Genomic DNA, 21639 nt, shown 5'->3' on the forward strand with positions numbered 1-21639 from the left:
AGATATTTTTTAAGGAAATTAATGCTTTCAAAAGAAATTTTACAATTTGCAGAAATGCGTTATGAAATACGAGCATATTTGTGTTTTTTGTTGCAACGCAATATCAAAAATTATTTGCCCCATATTGAGTTAAATAAAATTATTGATGGTTTGCATAAAATTGGCAGTGAGGTAAGAATTTTTGAGCTTTTGTATGTGCTTGATTCTAGTGGAAATTTAGCAATTGATGGGATTAGTAATGATAGTTCTATTGAATGCAAAAAAGGGGAAAATCACAACGATAGAGCGTATTTTTATCGGGCTGTTAAAGAAAAAAAGTGTATTTTAACAGATCCTTACCCTTCTTTGGCAAGTGGGAATCTTGTAGTAACGGTTTCTTATCCTCTTTATAATGATAAGGGTAAATTGATGTATGTGGTGTGTATGGATGTTCCATTGGATAAGACTTCTTTGTTGGTGCGTCCTATGCCATTATTTGGATTTTTTTCAAACTTTAAAAAAGCGATTTATTTTGTAATTTCTTTGGCTTTATTTTTGGTTTGTGGATTGCTGCTTGTAAAGGGCGGAATTAGCATGTGGGAGGCATTAGAAAGATTTAATAGTTTGGATATTAAAGATATTTTTGAAGCGACAATTCTTATTACGCTCTCATTGGCAATTTTTGATTTAGTAAGGGCAATTTTTGAAGAAGAGGTGTTGGGTAGGCAAAAGTCTCAAGATTCAAAAATGGTGCATAAAACAATGATACGTTTTTTGGGTTCTATTGTCATTGCATTAGCGATTGAAGCTTTGATGTTGGTGTTTAAATTTACTATTATTGAGCCTGAAAAACTAATCTATGCGGTGTATTTGATAGGCGGTGTAACCTTGTTGCTTGTGGGGCTTTCGCTGTATGTGAAATTTACCATAGGAATTAAAAGAGATTAGTAATATGCTTGGGATTGTGGATTATAATATTGGTAATTTAGCAAGCGTGCAAAATGCTATTTTGAAAGTGGGTGAGAGTGCAAAGATTGAAAGCGATCCTTCAAAACTAAAGGATTATGACAAAATAATATTGCCCGGAGTGGGGGCTTTTGGCGATGCAATGGAGCATTTGCAAAAAAGTGGAATGCAAGAAGCGATTTTGGAATTCATCAAAAGTGGAAAGTTTTTGCTTGGAATTTGTCTTGGTATGCAACTTTTGTTTCAAAAAAGTTACGAATTTGGCGAACATTCTGGGCTTGGACTTTTGGAGGGAGAAATTATTCATTTTGAGAAGGCAGCCTTGAAAAAGGGAGAGAAGATTCCACATATGGGCTGGAATCTCGTTAAAAAAGTCAAAAATAGTGCCTTGTTGGAGGGGTTAGAGGATAGTTTTTATCTTTATTTTGTGCATAGTTATTATTTGGGGGAATCTAAAAATGCCCTAGGAATGAGTCATTATGGCATAGATTTTGTAAGCATTGTGCAAAAGGAAAATATCTTTGGGATTCAGCCTCACCCTGAAAAATCTCACAATGTGGGTTTAAAAATACTAAAAAATTTTGTGAAATTATAAAATGAGGGCTTTTAGAAGCGTATTCCCGCTTCTAAAGAGGTAAAAAAGTCTGTATGGTGTTTTTGGGTATTGCTTTGGAGGGCTAAATTTGTAAAAAATCCATTTTTGTAAAAAAGCCCAATATCGCCTCTTAGCTGCAAAGAATCTTTTTTGTCGAGTGTATTTTGTGCATAAAAGGGCGTATGGTTGGAATCGTTTTTGAATTTGGCATTGATTTTGAGGTTGTCTGTAAATAAGTGATAATAGCCGCCAAGTAAAGTTAATTTTAGCCCATAAAGGCTTGTAATATCATTGTTGTAAGCGAGTTTTAAACCTGCAAATGAGCCTAGGAAATAGTGATTGTCGCTTTTGATTTCTAAGGCTGCACCTTCGTTAGATTCTGTAATATCAGGCATATGGAGAGAGTTTATCTCCCCATAAACTAAAGGTGAGATAGAAAGTTTGGGAGTGAGTGTGAAGTCCTTGCCTAATCCAGCTAATGCACTAGTGGTGAGAGAATGGAAGCTAGAAGAAAAATTTTGGGAATATGCCCCTATGTTTAAAGCGCGTTCTAAATTTGTGTATTCATAGCCAAGACGCAATGAACCCAAAAGATAAACAGAATCAAAGTCATATTTGGAGGTAATTCCAAAATACCCTCCCTTGCTTTTAGAATTGCTGTTGTTTTCAAAATCAAAATTATTGGAGTTAAAAATAAAATGGAATGCTAGATCCCATGAATCATTGAAATTTTTGGAAAGTTTGGTATGGATTCCTCCATTGTAACCTTTATATGCGTTGAAATCTCCATTTTCTTTTGTATTTTGATAGGCACCAAAAGTAGAAACCTGCACAATCCATTCGTGATTGGAAGAGTGATTAAAATCATTGATAAAATCCTCATTTAAGCTTTTTTGGAAGTCAAGAGAGATTTTTGCAGAATCTAAATAGGTTTTGGCATTTAGATTATCAAGGCTGTTTGCAATAAGGTTTGTATCTTGGGTGAAATCTAATTCTTGGAATAATTGAGGCACATAAGAAGATTCACTAGAGTTTAAAGCTAGCGATTTTAATGCTAGGGCTAGGGAGCGAGAATCGTCATTTTTTGCAAATTTTTCATAGTTTCTAGTAATGGTTAGGGTGTTTGTGGCGTTGTCAAATTTGAAATTTAAAGTATGAGAAGCATTAAGGCTAGAATCATAGTTGATATTTGCAAAATCACCTGTAATATTTATAGGATTTTCATTGCTTAATAAATCGTGGGGATTGAGCGTAAGTTTGTCTTTGTAAAAATCTTTTGCCATATAGAAATTTAAATTTCCTGCTAATGAGGCAGAATTGCCTATTTGGAGGTTAAGTTTGCCTTGTGCATTGATGGGTGCATATAAAGTGGCATTAGTGGAGTTTTCAAAATGATTTTTAATGCCTATAAGTGCATTTGGATTTTTTAGGGTTAAAGAGGCATTGTTGTATAAATCATAGACTAGAATATTGTCACTAAGGGCTAGAGTGGAATAATTATTGAGCTTGATACTTTCATAGCCATAAATCCCTCCATCAAAAGAAATAGGGTCATTAAGAGTTAATAAGGATTGATTGCCAAAATTTAATGTGGTGTAGTATTGATTTTGGTAATTTTCAAGCAAATGGGGGTTGTTTGGATTCCAAAGGGAAATAATATCGCCTTTGATTGTGGCACCATTTTGGATATTGATATTTTCCACAAAAGCATTATTAGCAATAAAAATGGACGCAAGAGAGCCTTCAGTGTAGCTACCATTTTGCAAATTAAGATTGCTAACCAAAGCACCATCAAGGCGATAAGCTTCTAAAAAATCTTGCCATTCACTCAAATCATAATTAGGATTTGCAAACATATATGAGCCTCTATATTCAGAGCTATTCCCAGCTTCATTATCTCCAAAATTTAAATGGATTCCAATCCCTTCTTTTCCAGTGGCTTTGATTTCGCCTTTGTGGTTAATAGTGTGATTTTTTCCATAAGACACAAGCACTCCATTAGAATAATCCCCTAGAGCGTGTATTTTGGAATGAATGTTTAGAGTGTTGTTGCTCCCATCTATGCGGATACCACTTGCTGCAATGCCTTGAGATAGGATATTGTGGTTTTGTGTGGCGGTGTTTTCTCTGCCATAGATATGTAAGCCCACTCCATAAGTTGAAAGGTTGTAACTCCCTTCAACCCAAGCGTTGTTTTCTCTATCATAAAAGCCATTACGGCTTTCCCAAGTAATTCCATTTTCATAAATAGAATCCCCATAAAAGAGTTTTCTATCAAAAACATATCCCAAGTCTTGAAGCAAAGCAAGTTCTGCCTCCATAAAGAAAAGGTAATTAATCCAAGTTTGGTGGCTCATAAGAGAGTTATCAAGCTCGATGTGAGATAAATCCGCATCCCCATTTTCCCAACCACTAATAGGCAGTCCATTAAAGGCATCAAAGCCAAGTTCTGCATTTTGGATAACTTCATTGACATGGTTTCCTACAAAATAAGCATGTCCTGTGGCATTGCTCAAACTACCCCCCATATTTCCTTCCCACATATTCACTTCAGAATCTACTAGAAAAATGTTTTTATTAGATTGATAGGCATTGTCATCTAAAATTAACATTTCTTTTTGTGCATTAACACCCCTTGAATCAACTAGATTTTGTGTATAGGCATTGAGTGAAGTTGCAAAAGCATCATTAGGTTCTCTTGTGGTGGTGGAGGCAAGCCCTAAAGCATGGAATAATTCGTGAGTAAAGGTGCTAAAGGTATCGTATTGGTTGGCATTAGTTGGCAATGTGCTTGGGTGTGGAGCAATATACCAATTGAGTGTTCCCATATTAATGTGTCCCAAATATTTTAAATCGTGGTCGGAAAGAAAAATGGGATTTCCTTGTGAATCTTTGTCCATGGGAATTTGGCTAAGATTTTCTTTTGCATTTTCTAAAGTTAAATTATGATAAAGCATATCAGCAAATAAAGAAGAATTGTTTGCATGCAAAATATCATAAGAAATGGCAGAAGCATTTTTTTCTTTAATAGTGCCAACGCTTAAAGGAATGGGATTAAAATTAGTCGCGTTTGCTCCTAAAATATCTGCCCAAAATTGTGCTGCTCTTAAAACTTCTGCCCTTTGTGCTTGCGTGAGATTGTGAGAAGAAGTTTGGGATTCTCCGCCAAAAGATGAACTTTCGCCTTGTGTGTAAAAATCTAATGTGAAAATGGGTTTATTGTTGTGATTGATGATAATTGTATCATATCCAAAAACATAGCTAGTTAAACCAAGGGTTAAAATGATAATGTTTGAAGTATTCATAATTGTATTCCTTATAAATTTGTGATTTTAAATTCAATGAATACTAACACAAGTTTTACAAACAAATTAATAATGAGTTTATTTATCGATAAATTGACAAAAAAATAATAAAAGTATATACTAAAATCTAAAAATTAATTTATTGTAGATTCATTTGGAATTGCTTTTGGTGCAATGTCTAATTAAGGGTAAAAAATGCAAATTATTCCAGCAATTGATTTAAAGGGTGGCTGTGCTGTGCGTTTAACGCAAGGCAAAATGGAGAGTGCAAAAGTTTATTATAAGAATCCCCTAGAGGTTGCAAAGCTTTTTTGGTCTATGGGTGCAGAATATTTGCATATTGTGGATTTAGATGGGGCTTTTAGGGGAGAGCCAAAAAATAGAGAGGTAATTGAGAAGATTGCTAAGCACTCTAAGCTTAAAATTGAAGTTGGGGGTGGAATTAGAGATGAAAAGACAATACAAGAGTATTTAGAAATTGGAGTAAATCGTGTGATTTTGGGTTCTATTGCACTGAAAAATCCAGATTTTGCAAAAGAAATGGCACAAAAATACCCTATTGTTATAGGCATTGATGCCAAAGAAGGTAGGGTAGCAACAGAAGGTTGGGATAAGGTAGATGGAATCTTGGCTAAAGAATTTGCAAAAGAGTTTGTAAATAGCAAAATAGAAGCTATCGTATGCACAGATATTAGCAATGATGGAATGCTTGGAGGGATTAATATAGATTTTACCAAAGAAATTGCACAAAGTAGTGGTAAATTTACTATTGCAAGTGGTGGATTATCGTGCATGGAAGATTTGGAGAAATTAAAAGATTCTGACATTGAGGGTGTAATTGTGGGTAAAGCTTTTTATGAAGATAAAATTAATTTGAAAGAGGCTTTTAGGATTTTTGGATAGAAAAGCACCAACAAAACTATAAAATTTATTGTAGCTTATGTTAAATTTTGCTATTATGTAACAATTCTTTTTTAATTTTTATTTTTAATAATTTAAAGGAGTCCGCTTTGAAGATGGTCGTTGTTGATGATAGTTCAACTATGAGAAGGATTATAAAAAATACTCTTGCAAGATTAGGATATAATGATATTTTAGAGGGTGAAAATGGGATTGAAGGCTGGGAAAGAATGAATGCAAATCCTGATGTAAAAGTCCTCATTACAGATTGGAATATGCCTGAAATGAATGGGTTAGATTTGGTGAAAAAAGTTCGTGCTGATGATAGATTTAAGGATATTCCGATTATTATGGTTACCACAGAGGGAGGAAAAGCAGAAGTTATTACTGCATTGAAAGCAGGGGTAAATAACTATATTGTAAAACCATTTACACCACAAGTCTTAAAAGAAAAGTTAGAAGTTGTATTAGGCGTAAATGATTAGTGATGGAATATTATAATTGCCTTAGCATTAAAGCAGATAAGTTTTTATGGCTTTTGCAAAATAAAGCATTAGAAATTACTAATGAAGCTATCGAAGAAAGTGATAATAGCTTTATTATACGCACTTACCAAGATATTAATGCAATTCAAGAGCAATTACAAGAGTATGCTAACAATTTAGAAAATATTATGGGAGAGAAAATCCACCTTGAATTTGAAAAGCAAGTTTTGCAAAATCAAGATTGGATTGCCAAATACAGAGATTCTATTCAGCCTATTGAATGCGGTAAATACTACATACACCCTTCTTGGTTTGAAGCCAAAAAAGATAAAATCAATCTCATTGTTGATCCTGCACTTGCTTTTGGGAGTGGGCATCATGGGAGCACTTTTGGCTGCTTAGAGGCTTTAAGTAAGATAGATTTAGAGGGAAAAAGATTGCTAGATGTTGGCTGTGGGAGTGGGATTCTCTCGCTTGCTGCTAAGAAAAGTGGGGCTAATGTTTGGTGCTGTGATACAGATGAAGTAGCTATTATCGCAACAAAAGACAATATGCAAAAAAATGGCGTGGTATTAGATAAAGTATTTTTGGGCACAATTGATAAAATTACAAGCGAAAAAGGAAGCTTTGATGTGGTTGTGGCAAATATTTTAGCTGATATTATCGTGGCATTGCCTTTGGATTCTTATCTTAAGAAAGAGGGAAGATTAATTTTATCAGGGATTTTGGAGAAATATACAAATAAAGTTCTTGATAAGTTTAAAAACTTAGAATTACTTACTCAAAATAATTATGAAGAATGGGTAACTTTGACTTTTAAAAAAATATAAGGATAAAAATGCAAAAACAAAATAATAATCAAAATCCACAAGATAAAAAACCAAATAATATTTTTAATCAAAACCCTTTGTTGATGTTTGTAATCTTTGCTATCATCGCTATTGTAATCTTTCGCTTTATGTCTCCAAGTGGTGAAGTAAGCAAGTTAAGTGGTGCTAGCACAACAAAAACAATTAATTATTATGAAATGAAAAAATTGATTGAAAATAAAGAGGTTGATTTTGTTGCCATCGGACAAACTAATATTAAAGCGACAGCGAATAATGCGGGCGGAAAAATCGTATATAATGCTCAAAGAGTAAGCCCTGATAATACTCTCATTCCTTTGCTTGATGAAAAGGGCGTAGAATATACAGGTTATAGTGAAAGTAATTGGCTTAGTGATATGCTTTTTGGTTGGGTGTTGCCGATTTTTATTTTCTTTGCTATTTGGATGTTTTTGGCAAATCGTATGCAAAAAAATATGGGTAATGGAATATTGGGAATTGGAAGCTCTAAAAGGCTTGTGAATGCCGAAAAGCCAAATGTAAAATTTGATGATATGGCTGGAAATGTAGAAGCTAAAGATGAGGTAGTAGAAATTGTGGATTTCTTAAAAAATCCAGAAAGATACGCGGCTTTGGGTGCGAAGATTCCCAAAGGGGTGCTTTTAGTAGGACCTCCGGGGACGGGTAAGACATTGCTTGCAAAGGCGGTTGCTGGAGAGGCAAATGTGCCTTTCTTTTCTGTAAGTGGAAGTAGTTTTATTGAAATGTTTGTAGGTGTAGGTGCGAGTCGCGTTAGAGATTTGTTTGAAAATGCCAAAAAAAATGCCCCTAGTATTATTTTTATTGATGAAATTGATGCTATTGGGAAAAGTCGTGCAGCAGGTGGAATGATAAGTGGAAATGATGAGAGAGAGCAAACGCTCAACCAGCTTTTGGCAGAAATGGATGGATTTAGTTCGGATTCATCACCTGTTATTGTGCTTGCTGCAACCAACCGCCCAGAGGTTTTGGACCCAGCATTATTGCGTCCGGGTAGATTTGATAGACAAGTTTTGGTGGATAAGCCGGATTTTGAAGGTAGAGTGGAAATTTTAAAGGTGCATATTAAAAATATCAAGCTTTCAAAAAATGTTGATTTGTTTGAAGTGGCAAAGCTAACAGCTGGTTTAGCGGGTGCAGATTTGGCAAATATTGTCAATGAAGCGGCTTTGTTGGCAGGAAGAAACAATAAAAAAGAAGTAGAGCAAAGTGACTTTTTGGAGGCAGTAGAGAGAGGGATTGCGGGATTAGAAAAGAAATCACGCAGAATCTCGCCCAAAGAGAAAAAAATCGTTGCTTATCATGAAAGTGGGCACGCACTTATCGCAGAAATTACAAAAGGGGCAAAAAAAGTTACCAAAGTTTCTATTATCCCTCGCGGTTTGGCGGCACTTGGCTATACGCTTAATACACCAGAAGAAAACAAATATTTAATGCAAAAGCATGAATTGTTGGCTGAAGTAGATGTTTTGCTTGGTGGAAGGGCTGCTGAAGCGGTATTTTTGGGAGAAATTTCGACAGGTGCTAGCAATGATTTAGAAAGAGCAACAGATATTATTAAGGCTATGGTAAGCTATTATGGAATGACAGATGTTGCAGGGCTTATGGTGCTTGAAAAACAACGCAATGTATTCTTAAATGGTGGGCTTGGAAGCACTAGAGAGTATAGTGAAGAAATGGCACAAAAAATGGATGAATATATCAAAAAGATTCTCAATGAGCGTTTTGAGGCGGTTAAAGAATCGTTAGAAACTTACAGAGAAGCTATTGAAAATATCGTAAAAGAGCTTTTTGAGAAAGAAAATATTGATGGAGAAAAAGTGCGTGAAATTATCTCAGAATATGAGAAAGCGCATAATTTAGAAAGCAGGATAGTTCAAGAAGAGAAAGAAGAAGCTTAAAGGAGAGAATTTGGGAACTACAACACAAATTATCGCTAAAGAAGGTTGGAAGCCGATAATTATTACTTTGGTGATATTATTTTTTTGTTGGTTGGTTGGTTGGAAATTTATTGGATTTCTTGCCTTTTTGGTTTTAATTTGTTTTGTTTATTTTTATTATAATCCAGAGAGAATCCCGCAAGATTTATCAGAAAACAGCATTTTGGCTCCCATTGATGGCAAAATAGTTAATATTGAAAATCAACATGATGGGATTTATTTGGAAATCAAAAAGCCCATTTGTTTTTGTGGAATGATAAGAATGCCTTTTGAGGGGGAGGCAAAAGAGAAGCTTAGGATACAAGGTTTATACAATGGAAAGGAAGCTACTGGAGAAAAAATTATTTTAGATTTTAAGGGTGTTTGTGGGGATAGCTCTCTTGTGCTATATCCTAAAGTTTGTTTGCGTAATGTTTATTTGTATTTTTTTGATTCAAAGTTTAGAATGGGGCAAAGAATAGGATTCTTTTTAAATGGCAGGGCAAAGTTTAAACTCCCAGCTAATGTAGAAATTAAAGTGTCAATAGATGATAGAATCTATGCGGGTTCTAGCGTGATTGGGTATGTTCGTTGATGAAAATTGATCCTTTGTATATTTTGCCAAATCTTTTCACTGGTGCGAGTATTTATCTTGGAATCTTGAGTGTTTCTTATGCAACAATGGGAAAGTTCCACTTGGCTTGTTGGCTTGTGCTATTGAGTTTGATTTTTGATGGTTTAGATGGTCGTGTAGCAAGATTGACAGGGACAACTAGCAAATTTGGAGTAGAATTTGACTCGTTGGCAGATGTAGTAGCTTTTGGTGTGGCACCTGCAATGATCTTGTTTTGTTATGTTGGGTATATGTATGGGAAACTAGGGATTATTGTATCTGGGCTTTATGTCGTATTTGGTGCAATTAGACTTGCGAGGTTTAATGTTACAACAACACAAAATGAGCCTAATGTATTTATAGGGTTGCCCATTCCTGCTGCTGCAGTTTTTGTCGTGAGCTGGTTATTGCTTGAAATGGGATTTTTGCAAAATTATTTGGAAAATTCCAAAGCCATCTCACAATTTTTATTGATTGGAAGTTTGATTGTAGCATTGCTTATGGTTAGCAATATTCGCTATCCTAGTTTCAAAAAATTAAATTTTGAAAAGATTAGTTTTGTAAGAGCAATTGTTTTGCTAATGATTATTTTGGCGATTCTTTTTGCTTATCCGGTTCTTAGTATTGTTACTTTGATTACTTGTTATGTGTTATTTGGTCCTATTAGAGCATTGTATTATTTATTGAAGAAAAAGATAGTGGAGAAGAAAAAATGAGAATGCACCATAAGGGATATTATGGCATCTATTTTTATATCCGATTCACTTTTTCCATATTTTTGCCTCTGAGTCTTTTTTCTTTGTAAAATGATTGTAAATTAGAATATTTTAATAAGGATAAAAACAATGGAAATGATAAAAATTTTTGATACAACTTTAAGAGATGGTGAGCAAAGTCCCGGTGCCTCAATGAATACAGAGGAAAAAATCAAGCTTGCTTTGCAGTTAGAAAGATTGGGAGTAGATATTATTGAAGCGGGTTTTGCAGCGGCAAGCCCGGGAGATTTTGAAGCAATTTCAAGAATTGCTGAAGCAGTCAAAGATAGCACTATTTGTTCTCTTGCGAGGGCTGTGCCAAAGGACATTGAGGCTGCTGCAAAGGCATTAGAAAAAGCAAAATTAAAACGAATCCACACTTTTATTGCAACAAGTCCTATTCATATGGAATATAAGCTCAAAATGCAACCTAGCGAAGTAATCAAACGAGCTGTTGAATCTGTGCAACTTGCAAAAAGTTTATGTGAGGATGTAGAATTTAGCTGTGAAGATGCTTGTAGGAGCGATATTGGTTTTTTAAAAGAAATCGCTTTGGCAGTTATTGAAGCAGGGGCACAGACATTGAATCTCCCAGACACTGTTGGCTATCGCTTGCCAAGTGAGATTGGGGATATTATTAGAGAAATGAAAGAATGCGTGGGGAATAGAGCTATTTTGTCGGTGCATTGTCATAATGATTTGGGATTGGCAGTGGCAAATTCCATTGCGGGAATACAAAATGGTGCAAGACAGCTTGAATGCACCATCAATGGGCTTGGAGAGCGTGCTGGAAATACAGCTTTAGAAGAAGTGGTAATGATATTAAAAACGCGTAAAGATATTTTTAAGGATTTGGATACAAGAATCAAAACGCAAGAAATTTATGCTGCAAGCAAGTTAGTCGCAGATATTACCGGTATTCGCCCTCAACCAAACAAAGCTATTGTGGGCAAAAATGCTTTTGCTCATGAGAGTGGAATCCATCAAGATGGGGTATTAAAGCACCCTGAAACTTATGAGATTATGAAGGCTAGTGATATTGGCATCCCACAAGATAATGGTTTGGTGCTTGGCAAGCATAGTGGTAGGGCAGCCTTTAGGGATAAATTATCAAGCTTAGGATTTGGTGAAATTTCACAAGATGAGCTAGATAGTGCGTTTGAGAAATTTAAGATTCTTTGCGATAAGAAAAAAGAAGTTTATGATGAGGATATTCGTTCAATTTTGACAGAACAATCCACGAAGATTCCGCAAATTTTTGAGCTTGTAAGAATGCAGATTAGTGATTGTTCTAGTGGGGTGCCACACGCTGCTATTTGTATTCAAAAAGATGGCTTAGAAAGAGTTGATGCGGCAATTGGTAATGGAAGTGTGGATGCAATTTTGAAAACCATTGATAGGATTAGTGGCTATCAGGGGATTTTAAAAGATTATAAAGTAGAAGCGGTGAGCGAAGGGAAAGATGCGTTGGCAAAAGTGGTGGTAAAAGTGGAGTTTGAATCAGGTAAGTCAGCAGTCATTGGGCATGGATTGCATCTTGATACTATGCAAGCAACAGCAATGGCGTATCTTGGGGCTTTGAATAGCTATTTATCAATGAAAGAGCTAATAGCCACAAAAAAATGTTTTTAATAATGCTTTTAGCATTGTATTAGTTAGATTTTGTTAGAATTTCAGAATTTTTAAGCGAGGTAGAAGTATGAGTGGGATTTTATTAGTCGTGCAATTTGTTTTGGCAATTATCATTACTATTGTGGTGTTATTACAAAAAAGTTCAAGCATCGGGCTTGGGGCATATAGTGGAAGCAATGAAAGTCTCTTTGGTGCAAAAGGACCCGCAGGATTTTTGGCAAAAACGACTTTTGTGCTTGGATTTTTGTTTGTGGTAAATACTATTGCACTTGGTTATTTTTATACAAAAGATTCTCAGAAATCTATCGTGGATAATGTAGAGATACCAGCCACACAGACAAATCCTGCCCCAGTAGTTCCTACTACCCCTGCTGCACCTATAGCTCCAGCTGCTCCAGCACAAACCAAATAGAAGGAAAATGATGAGTTTGCAAGAAATTTATAATCACACACAAGAGACAATGAATAAGAGCATTGAGGCAATGAAAAAAGAGTTTGGGACATTAAGAAGCGGTAAGGTTTCTGTGGCTATTTTGGACCATATTCGTATCGATTATTATGATACCCCAACACCTCTTAATCAAGTAGGTTCTGTGATTGCGCAAGATGCAAGCACGATTGTGATTACTCCTTGGGAAAAGAATCTTTTAAAAGAGATTGAAAGGGCTATACAAGAAGCTAATATTGGTGTGAATCCTAATAATGATGGTGAGGCTATCAAGCTTTTTTTCCCACCTATGACAAGTGAGCAACGCAAAGAAATTGCCAAAGAGGCAAAAAATATTGGAGAAAAGGCAAAAATCGCTATTAGAAATATTCGCAAAGATTCAAATGATAAAGTTAAAAAACTTGAAAAAGATAAAACTATTAGCGAAGATGAATCCAAAAAAGCACAAGATGAGATTCAGAAATTTACTGATAATGCGGTGAAAAAGATTGATGAGCTTGTAAAGCACAAAGAAGAGGAATTGCTTAAAATCTAAAAGGAATCATCATGGATATTATGCAAATTTATAAAAATGCAAACGCTCTTTTAGAAGGGCATTTTTTGCTTAGTAGTGGAAAGCATTCGCCCTTTTATTTGCAATCTGCAAAAGTTCTTGAAAATCCAAAAATAGCAGAAGAATTGGCAAGGGCATTAGCAGAGATTATTCGTGATTGTGGAGTGCAAATTGATTGTGTTTGTTCTCCAGCACTTGGTGGAATATTGGCTGGATATGAGCTTGCAAGGGCACTTGGAGTGAGATTTATCTTTACTGAACGCGTCAATGGCGCAATGACTTTGCGTAGAGGATTTGAGGTAAGTGAGGGTGAAAAAATACTTGTTTGTGAAGATATTATCACCACAGGCGGTTCTGCAATGGAAGCAGCTAAAGAAGTCCAAAAGCTTGGTGCAAAAGTCGTAGCTTATGCAGCCCTTGCAAATCGTGGAATCTGCAATCGCTATAAAAGCCCAAATTCTTTTGATGCAACAGAATGCAAGTTGGATTGCAATCTTCCACTTTTTGCCTTAGAGGATTTTGTATTTGAGACTTATACGCCAGAAAATTGTCCATTATGCAAACAAGGCAGTGTTGCCATTAAGCCCGGAAGTCGCGGTAATTAGAGTTTTTAATGTCAAAACAATGGAGAAAGTTAAAAAAGCAGGGTTTCTCCAAAACTTCCATAGAATCTAATCTCACAAATAAAACCGAGATTCTTGCTACTTTTTGGGAAAGAGGCAAAGCACAAGTGATTGATACTTTTATGATTTATTTGCCACTTTTGTATTTTCTTACTTATGTTGTTATTGGTAGTGCTCAAGGTTTTAGGGAATCTCAATGGGGACCTTTGATTGCTGTTTTGATTTATGGAGTTATTGTTGCTTTATTGATGGCGACAAAAGGGCAGACTCCGGGCAAGAAAGCTTATGATTTGTGGGTTAGGCGTAATGAGAATCAGCCCATTGGATTTTTCTTTTCTTTGCTGCGGTTTTTTCTATTTTTGTTTTCAGGTTTTACTCTCGTGGGACTTTTAATGCCTTTGTGGAGAAAAGATAAAAAAGCATTGCATGATTTAATTCTTAAAACTTCAGTTTATAAAAAAGGTTAATTTTTTATTAAAATTAGTTTTGGCATAATTATAGACTTTATAAAAATATGGGGAGTTAGTTTATGAATTCTATTTTTACATTTGCAGGGTTAATTAGCCATGACCATGATTTTATTATCGCATTTCATGTTATTTTGGTGGCTATTATTGCAGTTATTTTAGCCAAACTTGCCACTTCAAAAATGCAAGTTGTGCCAGGTGCAGTGCAAAATGTTTTTGAAGCATTTTTGGGTGGGGTTATTTTTATGGCAAAAGATGTAATTGGAGAAGAAAAAGCACGTCAATACTTGCCACTTACCGCAACACTTGCTTTTTTTGTTTTTTTGGCAAATGCAATTGGTATTATTCCGGGCTTTGAAGCGCCTTCTTCAAGTCTTAGTTTCACTCTTACTTTGGCATTGGTAGTATTTGTATATTATAATTTTGAAGGAATCCGCACCTTTGGTGTTGTCAAATATTTTGCACATTTTGCAGGACCGGTTAAGGCTTTGGCGCCTTTGATGTTCCCTATCGAAATTATTTCTCATTGTTCGCGTGTAGTTTCACTCTCTTTCCGTCTTTTTGGAAATATTAAGGGTGATGATATGTTTTTGCTTGTTATGCTTATGCTTGCTCCTTGGGTTGCTCCTCTTCCTGCATTTTTAATCTTGACTTTTATGGCATTTTTACAAGCTTTTATTTTTATGATTTTGACTTATGTTTTTTTAGCGGGTGCAGTTTTGGCTAGTGAGGAAGCACATTAAAGCTTACCTCATTACCGATTCAAAACTTTATCCAACCTCTCCTAGAGAATTTCAGAATTTTTATCAAAGGATTTTGGATTCTCATCAAATTGATTTTGCCTGCTATCGTGATAAACAGAATGTTTTTAATCCAAGCCTACTTGAAGTTTTTTTGAAGCTTAATCAATACTGCAAGATTCCAAGTTTGGTGAATTCTAATTTGGCAATCGCATTGAAATTTGGTTTTGATGGTTTGCATTGCAATGGTATGCAAATGCAACAAATTGCAGAAGCAAAGAAAAAGATTCCTTTGGTGTTTTATAGTGCGCATAGTTCTGAGGAAATTTTGCAAGCTGATTTAGAGGGTGCAAATGGCATAACTATTAGTCCGATTTTTAAAACACGAAATAAAGGACAGCCTTTGGGAATTGATTTTTTGGAGAAGTTGAATCCAAAAAATTATCAAGCAGAAATTTTTGCACTTGGAGGGATCATTGGGGCAAAAGAAGTTGAGGCAATTTCTAAAACTTCTATCAAAAATTTTGCCTCAATTCGTTATTTTCTTTCTTAAGATTTAGATGTTTTGAGCAATAATACTTCCCATTTGTTCTGTGGAGCAAATTTCTTTTGCTCCAAAGTTTGCAATATCTTTTGTGCGATAGCCCTTTTTGAGTGTGGTTTCTATGGCATTATCAATGGCGTTTGCAGCGTCAATTTCCCCTAGTGAGTAACGCAAAAGCATACTAGCACTTGCAATGGTTGCAATAGGGTTTGCAATTCCCATTCCCGCAATATCTGGAGCACTTCCATGGATTGGTTCATATACTGCTGCTTTGCCACCAATAGAAGCTGATGGCAATAAACCAATAGAGCCACTAAGCATACTTGCCTCATCGCTCAAAATATCCCCAAAAAGATTCCCCGTTAAAATTACATCAAATTGTTTGGGGTAGCGAATAAGTTGCATAGCAGCATTATCTACATACATATGGCTTAGTTCCACATCGGGATATTCTTTTGCCACTTCACTTACCACTTCACGCCATAATTGACTAACATCAAGCACATTTGCCTTATCCACCGAACAAACTTTTTTATTGCGTTTTTGAGCAGCTTTGAATGCAGTATGTGCGATTCTCTCTACTTCGCTGACGCTATAAACCATAGTATTAAAACCGCGTTCTTTGTCGCGTCCTTTGGGTGTGCCAAAATAGATTCCGCCGATTAATTCACGCACGACTAAAATATCCACTCCGCTTACAATTTCGGGCTTTAATGTGCTTGCTTCAATGAGTTCATCATAAACTTTTGCAGGGCGGAGATTTGCAAAAACCTCCAAAGATTTTCTAAGACGCAATAATCCACTTTCTGGACGCAAATCCCTAGGGAGATTGTCCCATTTTTCTCCCCCAATAGCACCAAAGAGTGTCGCATCTGCCTTTAGGCAGCCTTCAATTGTTTCGTTGGGTAAAGGATTGCCGGTTAGATCATAAGCGATTCCGCCCATTAAGTAATCCTCAAAATCTAGTCTAAAACTAAATTTTTCTCCAACTACTTTTAAAACCTTGACGGCTTCATTGATGATTTCAGGACCGATTCCATCGCCTTTGATAACGGCAATTTTATAATTTTTCATTTTGGTTTCCTTTTTGGGTTTTTGCATAAGGGATTAATCCCCCGCATTCAAGAAGTTCAAGCATAAAAGGCGGGATAGGCGTGAAGTGATATTGTGTTTTTTGTGTTTGGTTGTGAATGATTCCGGCTTTTAAATCAATTTCTAAAACATCACCTTCGTTAATTAAATCGGTTTCTTTGATTTCTAAAATCGGTAATCCCGTGTTAAAAGCATTGCGATAAAAGATTCTAGCATAGCTTTTTGCAATTACCGCTGCAATTCCAGCTGCTTTTATGGCAACTGGTGCATGTTCCCTACTTGAACCACAACCAAAATTTTCTCCAGCTACAATAATATCTCCTTTGGAGATTTCTTGTGTGAAGTTTGCCCTTGCATCTTCCATTAAATGTGAGGCGAGAAATTTTTCATCACTAGTGTTTAAATAACGCGCAGCAATAATCAAATCTGTATCAATATTATCTCCAAATTTCCAAGCTTTTCCTTGCATTTTTGCTCCTTAATCTTGATAAATTTCTAGTTTTGAGCCATTCCAATACCAATCTTTTGATAAGAGTTTCTTTTTGGCTTCTTGTGGAATGTTTTTAAAAAAGATTCTTTGTGGCTCAATCTCATTGGTTTTAAGAGCGTGTTCAATACTCAAAAAAAGTGTTTCTAGCGAAGAAACTTTGACATTTTGCACAAGAATCTCCCCATTTTCTTGATTAATGATAGTCATTTTTGGAATTCCTTAAATTTTAAGATTTTAAAAATGTTATAAAAATTATAACAAAGCTAGCTTAAAACTTGAAAATATTTCTATTATTGACAATCGTAATATATTAAAATATAATACGAGACAAAAGATTGCTTTTAGTAGAAATTTAATGATTGTAGGATGCTTGATTGATGGAAGTGCAAGGTCGTATTTGGATTAAGGAAAATAATAAAAATTTCTTAGGGCATGGAAAAGTAGAGCTTTTGGAGAGAATCGCAGAGAGTGGCTCTATTGCTAAAGCTGCAAGAGAGATGAAAATGAGCTATAAAGCAGCATGGGATAGCATTGATATGATGAATAAAATATCTCAACAACCTTTGGTGCTTAGGGCGACAGGAGGGAAAGGAGGGGGAGGCACTCAAATCACAGAAAAAGGCAGGGAAGCTATTAAAATTTTTCGAGAAATGGAAGAAATACAAGAAAGGCTTCTCAAACTTTTTGAAGTGGATTTAAAAGAATGGGATAATGTAACAAAAAATACAATTTTTGGGAGGCAATTTATACTAAAGACAAGTGCTAGAAATCAGTTATTAGGTGAGATAGTTGCTATTAAAGAAGGGAAGGTTAATGCAGAGGTAACTTTGCAGATAAGTCAAGATTTGCAAATTGTTAGCATTATTACTTTGCAATCCCTAAAAGAAATGGGTTTAGCATTGGGGATGCAGGTTTATGCTTTGGTAAAAGCAAGTTGGATTGTTATTTTTACGCAAAAACCTTCTGAGAATTCTCTGCAAAATTGTATGTGTGGAGAAATCAGGGCGATTTCTGATGGTGCAGTAAATTGCGGGATTACTATCCAAAGTGGCGAGATTGAATTTGGGGCAGTGATTACAGAAGATTCTAAAAACAATCTTGCTTTGGAAGTTGGGCAGAAAGTGTGGTTTGGTTTTAAAGCAAATGATGTAATTTTGGGAATATAAAAGAAGAATAAAATGTTACATAAAGTTATTTTTTTGGTTTTTTGCCTTGTTGGATTTACTTCAAGTGTTTATGCAGAACAAATTCGTGTTTTAGGGGCGGCGTCTTTAAAATATGTTTTAGAGGAAATTAAAAATGATTTTTTAAAAGATCGCAAAAATGATGAGATTGAAATTTCATATATTTCTAGTGGCAAAGCTTATGCGCAAATCAAAAATGGCGCACCAGTGCATTTATTTGTCGCTGCTGATGTAAGCTATCCTGCAAAGCTTTATGCAGATAAACTTGCACCACAAAAAGAAGAGATTTATGCAAAAGGCAAACTTGTATTGTGGAGTAATAATGCGGATTTTAAAGTTACAGATTTTAAAGATATTTTAAATCCAAAGATTCAACATATTTCAATCCCAAATCCAAAAGTCGCCCCTTATGGTCGTGCAAGTATTGAAGCTTTGGAAGCTACAAAGATGTTAGAAAAAGTTCAAGAGAAATTTGTAATAGGTGAAAGCATTGGAGGGGCAACTACCTATGTAGAATCCAAAAATGCTGAAGTTGGTTTTACTGCTTTATCAATGTTGGGTAAAAATGGTATTGATACGCCAACAATGAGTTTTGTTGCAATTGATGAGAAGCTTTATAAGCCTATTGAACAAGCTCTTATTATCACAAACTATGGCAAAGATTCTAAACTTGCTCAAGAGTTTAAAGACTATATTTTGGGTCAAAAAGGCAAAGAAAAATTTATTCAATTTGGTTATAGTGTTGAATAATTTTGTAGGAATCTTGAAGCAAATTCAATCCTATAATGGAATTTCTCGATTAACCATAGAAATAGGAGATGAGACTATTTCGGTTTTGCTGGTAGAAGAGTTGAGTTTGGAGTTTATAGGGCAGAATCTAGAATTGTGCTTCAAAGAGACAAATGTATTGGTTGCACTTAGGATAGAAGGGGTGGGAAATTCCTTTTGTTCTAAGATTGTAGAAATACAAGAAGATGAGCTTTTTGCGCGCATCATCTTAGAATCTCATTTGGCAAAAAATGGAAATATCAGTGCACTTGTAAGTTTGGATTTTATTAATCAAAACGCTTTAAAAGTTGGCAGTGAAGTGTTTTGGCATATTTCAGAAAATGAAATTATGTTGCTAGGAGTGGGTTGATGGATTTTGTTCAGACAATGCTTCTAACTTTCAAAGTTTCTATTTTGACTACTTTTTTGCTTTTATTAATTGCCATACCCTTGGGTTATTTTTTGGCGTTTAGTAAAAGCAAAATTGTACCGTTTTTGGAGACAATTGTTTCTATGCCTTTGGTGTTGCCACCGAGTGTTTTGGGATTTTATTTGTTGATTGCTTTTAGCCCACAAAATATATTTGGCAAGTTTTTGCTAGAGACTTTTGGACTTAAACTTGTTTTTAGTTTTGAGGGGTTGATTGTTGCTTCAGTAATTTTTAGTTTGCCATTTATGGTAAATCCGATTCAAGCTGGTTTTAGGAGCATTCCAAAATCTATTTTTGAAGCGGCTTTAACTTTGGGCAAAGGTCCTTTGGAGATTTTATGGCGTATTTTGCTGCCAAATATCAAACATTCTGTTTTAATAGGAATTATTATGGCTTTTGCACATACTATTGGTGAGTTTGGAGTAGTGATGATGATTGGCGGAAATATCGCAGGAGAAACAAGGGTGGCAAGTATTGCGATTTATGATGAGGTAGAATCTTTGAATTACGCATTAGCGCATCAATACGCCTTAATCCTTTTTATCATTACTTTTTGTATTTTGCTTTTAACTTTTTATCTTAACAAAAAGTCTGCTTAAATGATTTATCTGGATTTTCAAAAAAAGCTTTATAGCACTCAAGGTGAAGTGTTGTTAAAAGTGCAATGTAGTTTAAAAATGCGTGAGCTAATTACGCTTTTTGGCAAAAGTGGTGCAGGCAAAACAACAATTCTTAGGATTTTAGCTGGGCTTACTACGCCTGATTTTGGAATTATCAAAGTGCAAGATTCTATTTGGTTTAGCTCCAAAGATAAAATTAATATCCCCCCTCAAAAAAGGGAGATTGGTTTTGTATTTCAAGATTATGCACTTTTTCCTAATATGAGCATTGAAGAGAATCTTCTCTGTGCTTTGCCAAAAAGAGGGGATAAGAAGCATATAGAGGAATTGCTTGAGATTGTAGAATTGCAAAACTTTAGGAAAGTTAAGCCAAGTATGTTGAGTGGTGGGCAACAACAAAGAGTGGCTTTGATAAGGGCGTTGGTGCGGAATCCTAAGATTTTGCTTTTAGATGAGCCTTTTTCTGCGTTGGATGCTTCTATGTCCCAAAGATTGCAAGAAGAGCTTTTGAAGATTCATCAAAAGTTTGAATTAACAACTTTTTTTGTAAGTCACAATTTAGCCGATGTATTTTATCTTTCGCAATATGTTTTGCATTTGAATAATGGGGTGGTAGATAAACAAGGAACGCCTAGTGAAGTTTTTTTGAAAGATTTGCCTAGTGGCAAATTTCGTCAAAGTGGGACAATAGTGGAAATCTCTATGAATGGTTTGGTGGCTATTGTGCGTGTTTTGGTGGGGAATTGGAGCATAGAAGTCGTGGTTTCTAAAAGTGAAGGGGAGAATTTGAAAGTCGGTGATTTGGTGCTTGTAAGCTCCAAAGCGTGGAATCCTATTATTGTGAAATTATAAGTTTTTAGTTTAAGTTAAGCGGTGCTAATCAATTGGGTGGTATAAAACTTTCAGCACTTAAAGCATGCAAAAATCAAGGTTAAGAGGTATTTTGTATTAAGAAAATTTTGAAAGATTTTATTGTAAATTAAAAAAATTAACATAGTTTTATTGAAAATTTAGCAAAAAGTGATAATAATTCAACCTCACAAAGTGATAAGTAGGGGACAGATCCGAACAGACTTTGAAAATTCATTAAGGAGATAAAATGAAAAAAATTCTTTTGGCTTTTTTTGCATTAGCTAGCGTAGCATTTGCTGCTGAAGGTGCTGGAGAGATGTTGTTGTCTTATTCTGCTATTGCTGCTGGTATTGGACTAGGTATTGCTGCACTTGGTGGTGCTATCGGTATGGGAAGCACTGCTGCTGCAACAATTTCTGGTATGGCTAGAAATCCGGGAGTTGGCGGTAAATTGATGACAACAATGTTTATTGCATTAGCGATGATTGAAGCACAAGTTATTTATACGCTTGTTGTGGCTTTGATTTTGCTTTATGCAAATCCATTCACAGGAATGCTAGGTTTATAATATCTTTTCGAGATTCTTCAAGAATCTCGGAATTTCTTCGAAATTTATGCGCTGGTGGTGGAATGGTAGACACACCATCTTGAGGGGGTGGCGGGGCGACCCGTGCGAGTTCAAGTCTCGCCCAGCGCACCATACTTCTAATTAAACTTCCTTTACTTGATTTGTTTTTTTAATTTGAGAATGAATTTGGGTTGTAATTTTTGCTATTAATTTACCTAGAAACTTAATTGAGATTGTTATTTGGT

25 protein-coding genes and 1 tRNA gene are annotated in these 21639 nt (G+C 35.3%); 22 read left to right on the forward strand and 4 right to left on the reverse strand.

All coding sequences use genetic code 11. The features are described 5' to 3' along the window. Nucleotides 1–21 precede the first annotated feature (21 nt). Nucleotides 22–927 (forward strand): PDC sensor domain-containing protein, encoded by a 906-nt coding sequence (locus tag JJQ98_RS00640; protein ID WP_005021565.1) that lies wholly within the window; start codon nt 22–24, stop codon nt 925–927. A 4-nt stretch (nt 928–931) separates the two neighbouring features. Further along, entirely contained in the window at nt 932–1540 is a 609-nt protein-coding gene (gene hisH / locus JJQ98_RS00645) for an imidazole glycerol phosphate synthase subunit HisH (protein ID WP_060662880.1), read from the forward strand. A gap of 11 nt (nt 1541–1551) precedes the next feature. Here the strand turns inward: hisH and JJQ98_RS00650 are convergent, their stop codons facing one another. Then, on the reverse strand, nt 1552–4845 hold the full coding sequence (locus JJQ98_RS00650) for an autotransporter family protein (protein ID WP_247596634.1): 3294 nt from the start codon (nt 4843–4845) through the stop codon (nt 1552–1554). A gap of 195 nt (nt 4846–5040) precedes the next feature. On the opposite strand from JJQ98_RS00650, the gene hisA reads away from it, so the two are divergent. The 13 genes from hisA (at nt 5041) to JJQ98_RS00715 (ending at nt 15399) form a co-directional block, all read left to right on the forward strand. Then, nucleotides 5041–5748 carry a 1-(5-phosphoribosyl)-5-[(5-phosphoribosylamino)methylideneamino]imidazole-4-carboxamide isomerase gene (gene hisA, locus JJQ98_RS00655; RefSeq protein ID WP_151104984.1) on the forward strand — a complete coding sequence of 236 codons (708 nt, stop codon included), beginning with the start codon at nt 5041–5043 and terminating at the stop codon, nt 5746–5748. 107 nt (nt 5749–5855) lie between these two features. Continuing rightward, on the forward strand, nt 5856–6230 hold the full coding sequence (locus JJQ98_RS00660; RefSeq protein ID WP_005021554.1) for a chemotaxis response regulator CheY: 375 nt from the start codon (nt 5856–5858) through the stop codon (nt 6228–6230). Between the two features lie 2 nt (nt 6231–6232). Beyond that, the gene (locus tag JJQ98_RS00665) at nt 6233–7060 is read left to right on the forward strand and encodes a 50S ribosomal protein L11 methyltransferase (protein WP_151104985.1); all 828 of its coding nucleotides are present in this window, start codon (nt 6233–6235) and stop codon (nt 7058–7060) included. An 8-nt stretch (nt 7061–7068) separates the two neighbouring features. Then, nucleotides 7069–8997 carry an ATP-dependent zinc metalloprotease FtsH gene (ftsH, locus tag JJQ98_RS00670; RefSeq protein ID WP_005021552.1) on the forward strand — a complete coding sequence of 643 codons (1929 nt, stop codon included), beginning with the start codon at nt 7069–7071 and terminating at the stop codon, nt 8995–8997. 10 nt (nt 8998–9007) lie between these two features. Beyond that, nucleotides 9008–9610, forward strand: a complete 603-nt coding sequence (locus JJQ98_RS00675; protein WP_151104986.1) for a phosphatidylserine decarboxylase — start codon at nt 9008–9010, stop codon at nt 9608–9610. Next, nucleotides 9610–10344 (forward strand): CDP-diacylglycerol--serine O-phosphatidyltransferase, encoded by a 735-nt coding sequence (pssA, locus tag JJQ98_RS00680; protein WP_005021549.1) that lies wholly within the window; start codon nt 9610–9612, stop codon nt 10342–10344. Before JJQ98_RS00675 ends, pssA begins: the two co-directional genes overlap by 1 nt. Before the next feature lie 129 nt (nt 10345–10473). Continuing rightward, the gene (locus JJQ98_RS00685) at nt 10474–12015 is read left to right on the forward strand and encodes a 2-isopropylmalate synthase (RefSeq protein ID WP_005021548.1); all 1542 of its coding nucleotides are present in this window, start codon (nt 10474–10476) and stop codon (nt 12013–12015) included. 67 nt (nt 12016–12082) lie between these two features. Beyond that, a complete protein-coding gene (gene secG / locus JJQ98_RS00690; protein ID WP_151104987.1) occupies nt 12083–12427 on the forward strand; it encodes a preprotein translocase subunit SecG in 345 nt (114 codons plus the stop codon). 10 nt (nt 12428–12437) lie between these two features. Then, a complete protein-coding gene (gene frr / locus JJQ98_RS00695; RefSeq protein WP_054195186.1) occupies nt 12438–12998 on the forward strand; it encodes a ribosome recycling factor in 561 nt (186 codons plus the stop codon). A gap of 11 nt (nt 12999–13009) precedes the next feature. After that, nucleotides 13010–13621 carry an orotate phosphoribosyltransferase gene (gene pyrE, locus JJQ98_RS00700; protein ID WP_104745735.1) on the forward strand — a complete coding sequence of 204 codons (612 nt, stop codon included), beginning with the start codon at nt 13010–13012 and terminating at the stop codon, nt 13619–13621. Nucleotides 13622–13629: 8 nt separating this feature from the next. After that, entirely contained in the window at nt 13630–14106 is a 477-nt protein-coding gene (locus tag JJQ98_RS00705; protein ID WP_005021544.1) for an RDD family protein, read from the forward strand. Between the two features lie 62 nt (nt 14107–14168). Continuing rightward, a complete protein-coding gene (locus JJQ98_RS00710; RefSeq protein WP_005021543.1) occupies nt 14169–14849 on the forward strand; it encodes a F0F1 ATP synthase subunit A in 681 nt (226 codons plus the stop codon). Further along, nucleotides 14833–15399 (forward strand): thiamine phosphate synthase, encoded by a 567-nt coding sequence (locus tag JJQ98_RS00715; protein WP_151104988.1) that lies wholly within the window; start codon nt 14833–14835, stop codon nt 15397–15399. The genes JJQ98_RS00710 and JJQ98_RS00715 overlap by 17 nt, the downstream gene beginning before the upstream one ends. Before the next feature lie 3 nt (nt 15400–15402). On the opposite strand, the gene leuB is transcribed toward JJQ98_RS00715, so the two are convergent. The 3 genes from leuB to JJQ98_RS00730 are packed head-to-tail and all read right to left on the reverse strand — an operon-like array spanning nt 15403 to nt 17179. Next, entirely contained in the window at nt 15403–16464 is a 1062-nt protein-coding gene (gene leuB / locus JJQ98_RS00720) for a 3-isopropylmalate dehydrogenase (protein ID WP_179853526.1), read from the reverse strand. Continuing rightward, complete coding sequence (locus JJQ98_RS00725) at nt 16451–16951, reverse strand: 3-isopropylmalate dehydratase small subunit (protein ID WP_005021539.1); 501 nt, start codon at nt 16949–16951, stop codon at nt 16451–16453. Before JJQ98_RS00725 ends, leuB begins: the two co-directional genes overlap by 14 nt. A gap of 9 nt (nt 16952–16960) precedes the next feature. Then, a complete protein-coding gene (locus tag JJQ98_RS00730; protein WP_005021538.1) occupies nt 16961–17179 on the reverse strand; it encodes a hypothetical protein in 219 nt (72 codons plus the stop codon). 170 nt (nt 17180–17349) lie between these two features. Here JJQ98_RS00730 and JJQ98_RS00735 point away from each other — a divergent pair, with 170 nt between their 5' ends. From JJQ98_RS00735 to JJQ98_RS00765, 7 genes are all read left to right on the forward strand, one after another. After that, entirely contained in the window at nt 17350–18138 is a 789-nt protein-coding gene (locus JJQ98_RS00735) for a TOBE domain-containing protein (protein WP_151104989.1), read from the forward strand. Nucleotides 18139–18150: 12 nt separating this feature from the next. Beyond that, nucleotides 18151–18906 (forward strand): molybdate ABC transporter substrate-binding protein, encoded by a 756-nt coding sequence (gene modA, locus JJQ98_RS00740; protein WP_151104990.1) that lies wholly within the window; start codon nt 18151–18153, stop codon nt 18904–18906. Beyond that, on the forward strand, nt 18899–19294 hold the full coding sequence (locus JJQ98_RS00745) for a molybdate ABC transporter (RefSeq protein WP_247596635.1): 396 nt from the start codon (nt 18899–18901) through the stop codon (nt 19292–19294). Before modA ends, JJQ98_RS00745 begins: the two co-directional genes overlap by 8 nt. Further along, on the forward strand, nt 19294–19953 hold the full coding sequence (gene modB / locus JJQ98_RS00750; protein WP_005021533.1) for a molybdate ABC transporter permease subunit: 660 nt from the start codon (nt 19294–19296) through the stop codon (nt 19951–19953). The genes JJQ98_RS00745 and modB overlap by 1 nt, the downstream gene beginning before the upstream one ends. Next, nucleotides 19954–20826, forward strand: a complete 873-nt coding sequence (locus JJQ98_RS00755; protein ID WP_151104991.1) for a sulfate/molybdate ABC transporter ATP-binding protein — start codon at nt 19954–19956, stop codon at nt 20824–20826. It begins immediately after the preceding gene. A gap of 247 nt (nt 20827–21073) precedes the next feature. Further along, complete coding sequence (locus JJQ98_RS00760) at nt 21074–21394, forward strand: F0F1 ATP synthase subunit C (RefSeq protein ID WP_054195180.1); 321 nt, start codon at nt 21074–21076, stop codon at nt 21392–21394. Between the two features lie 48 nt (nt 21395–21442). Beyond that, nucleotides 21443–21526, forward strand: a tRNA-Leu gene (locus tag JJQ98_RS00765). Nucleotides 21527–21639 lie beyond the last annotated feature (113 nt).

The sequence above is a fragment of the Helicobacter pullorum NCTC 12824 genome (assembly GCF_017979475.1).
In the GTDB taxonomy this organism is placed as follows: domain Bacteria; phylum Campylobacterota; class Campylobacteria; order Campylobacterales; family Helicobacteraceae; genus Helicobacter_D; species Helicobacter_D pullorum.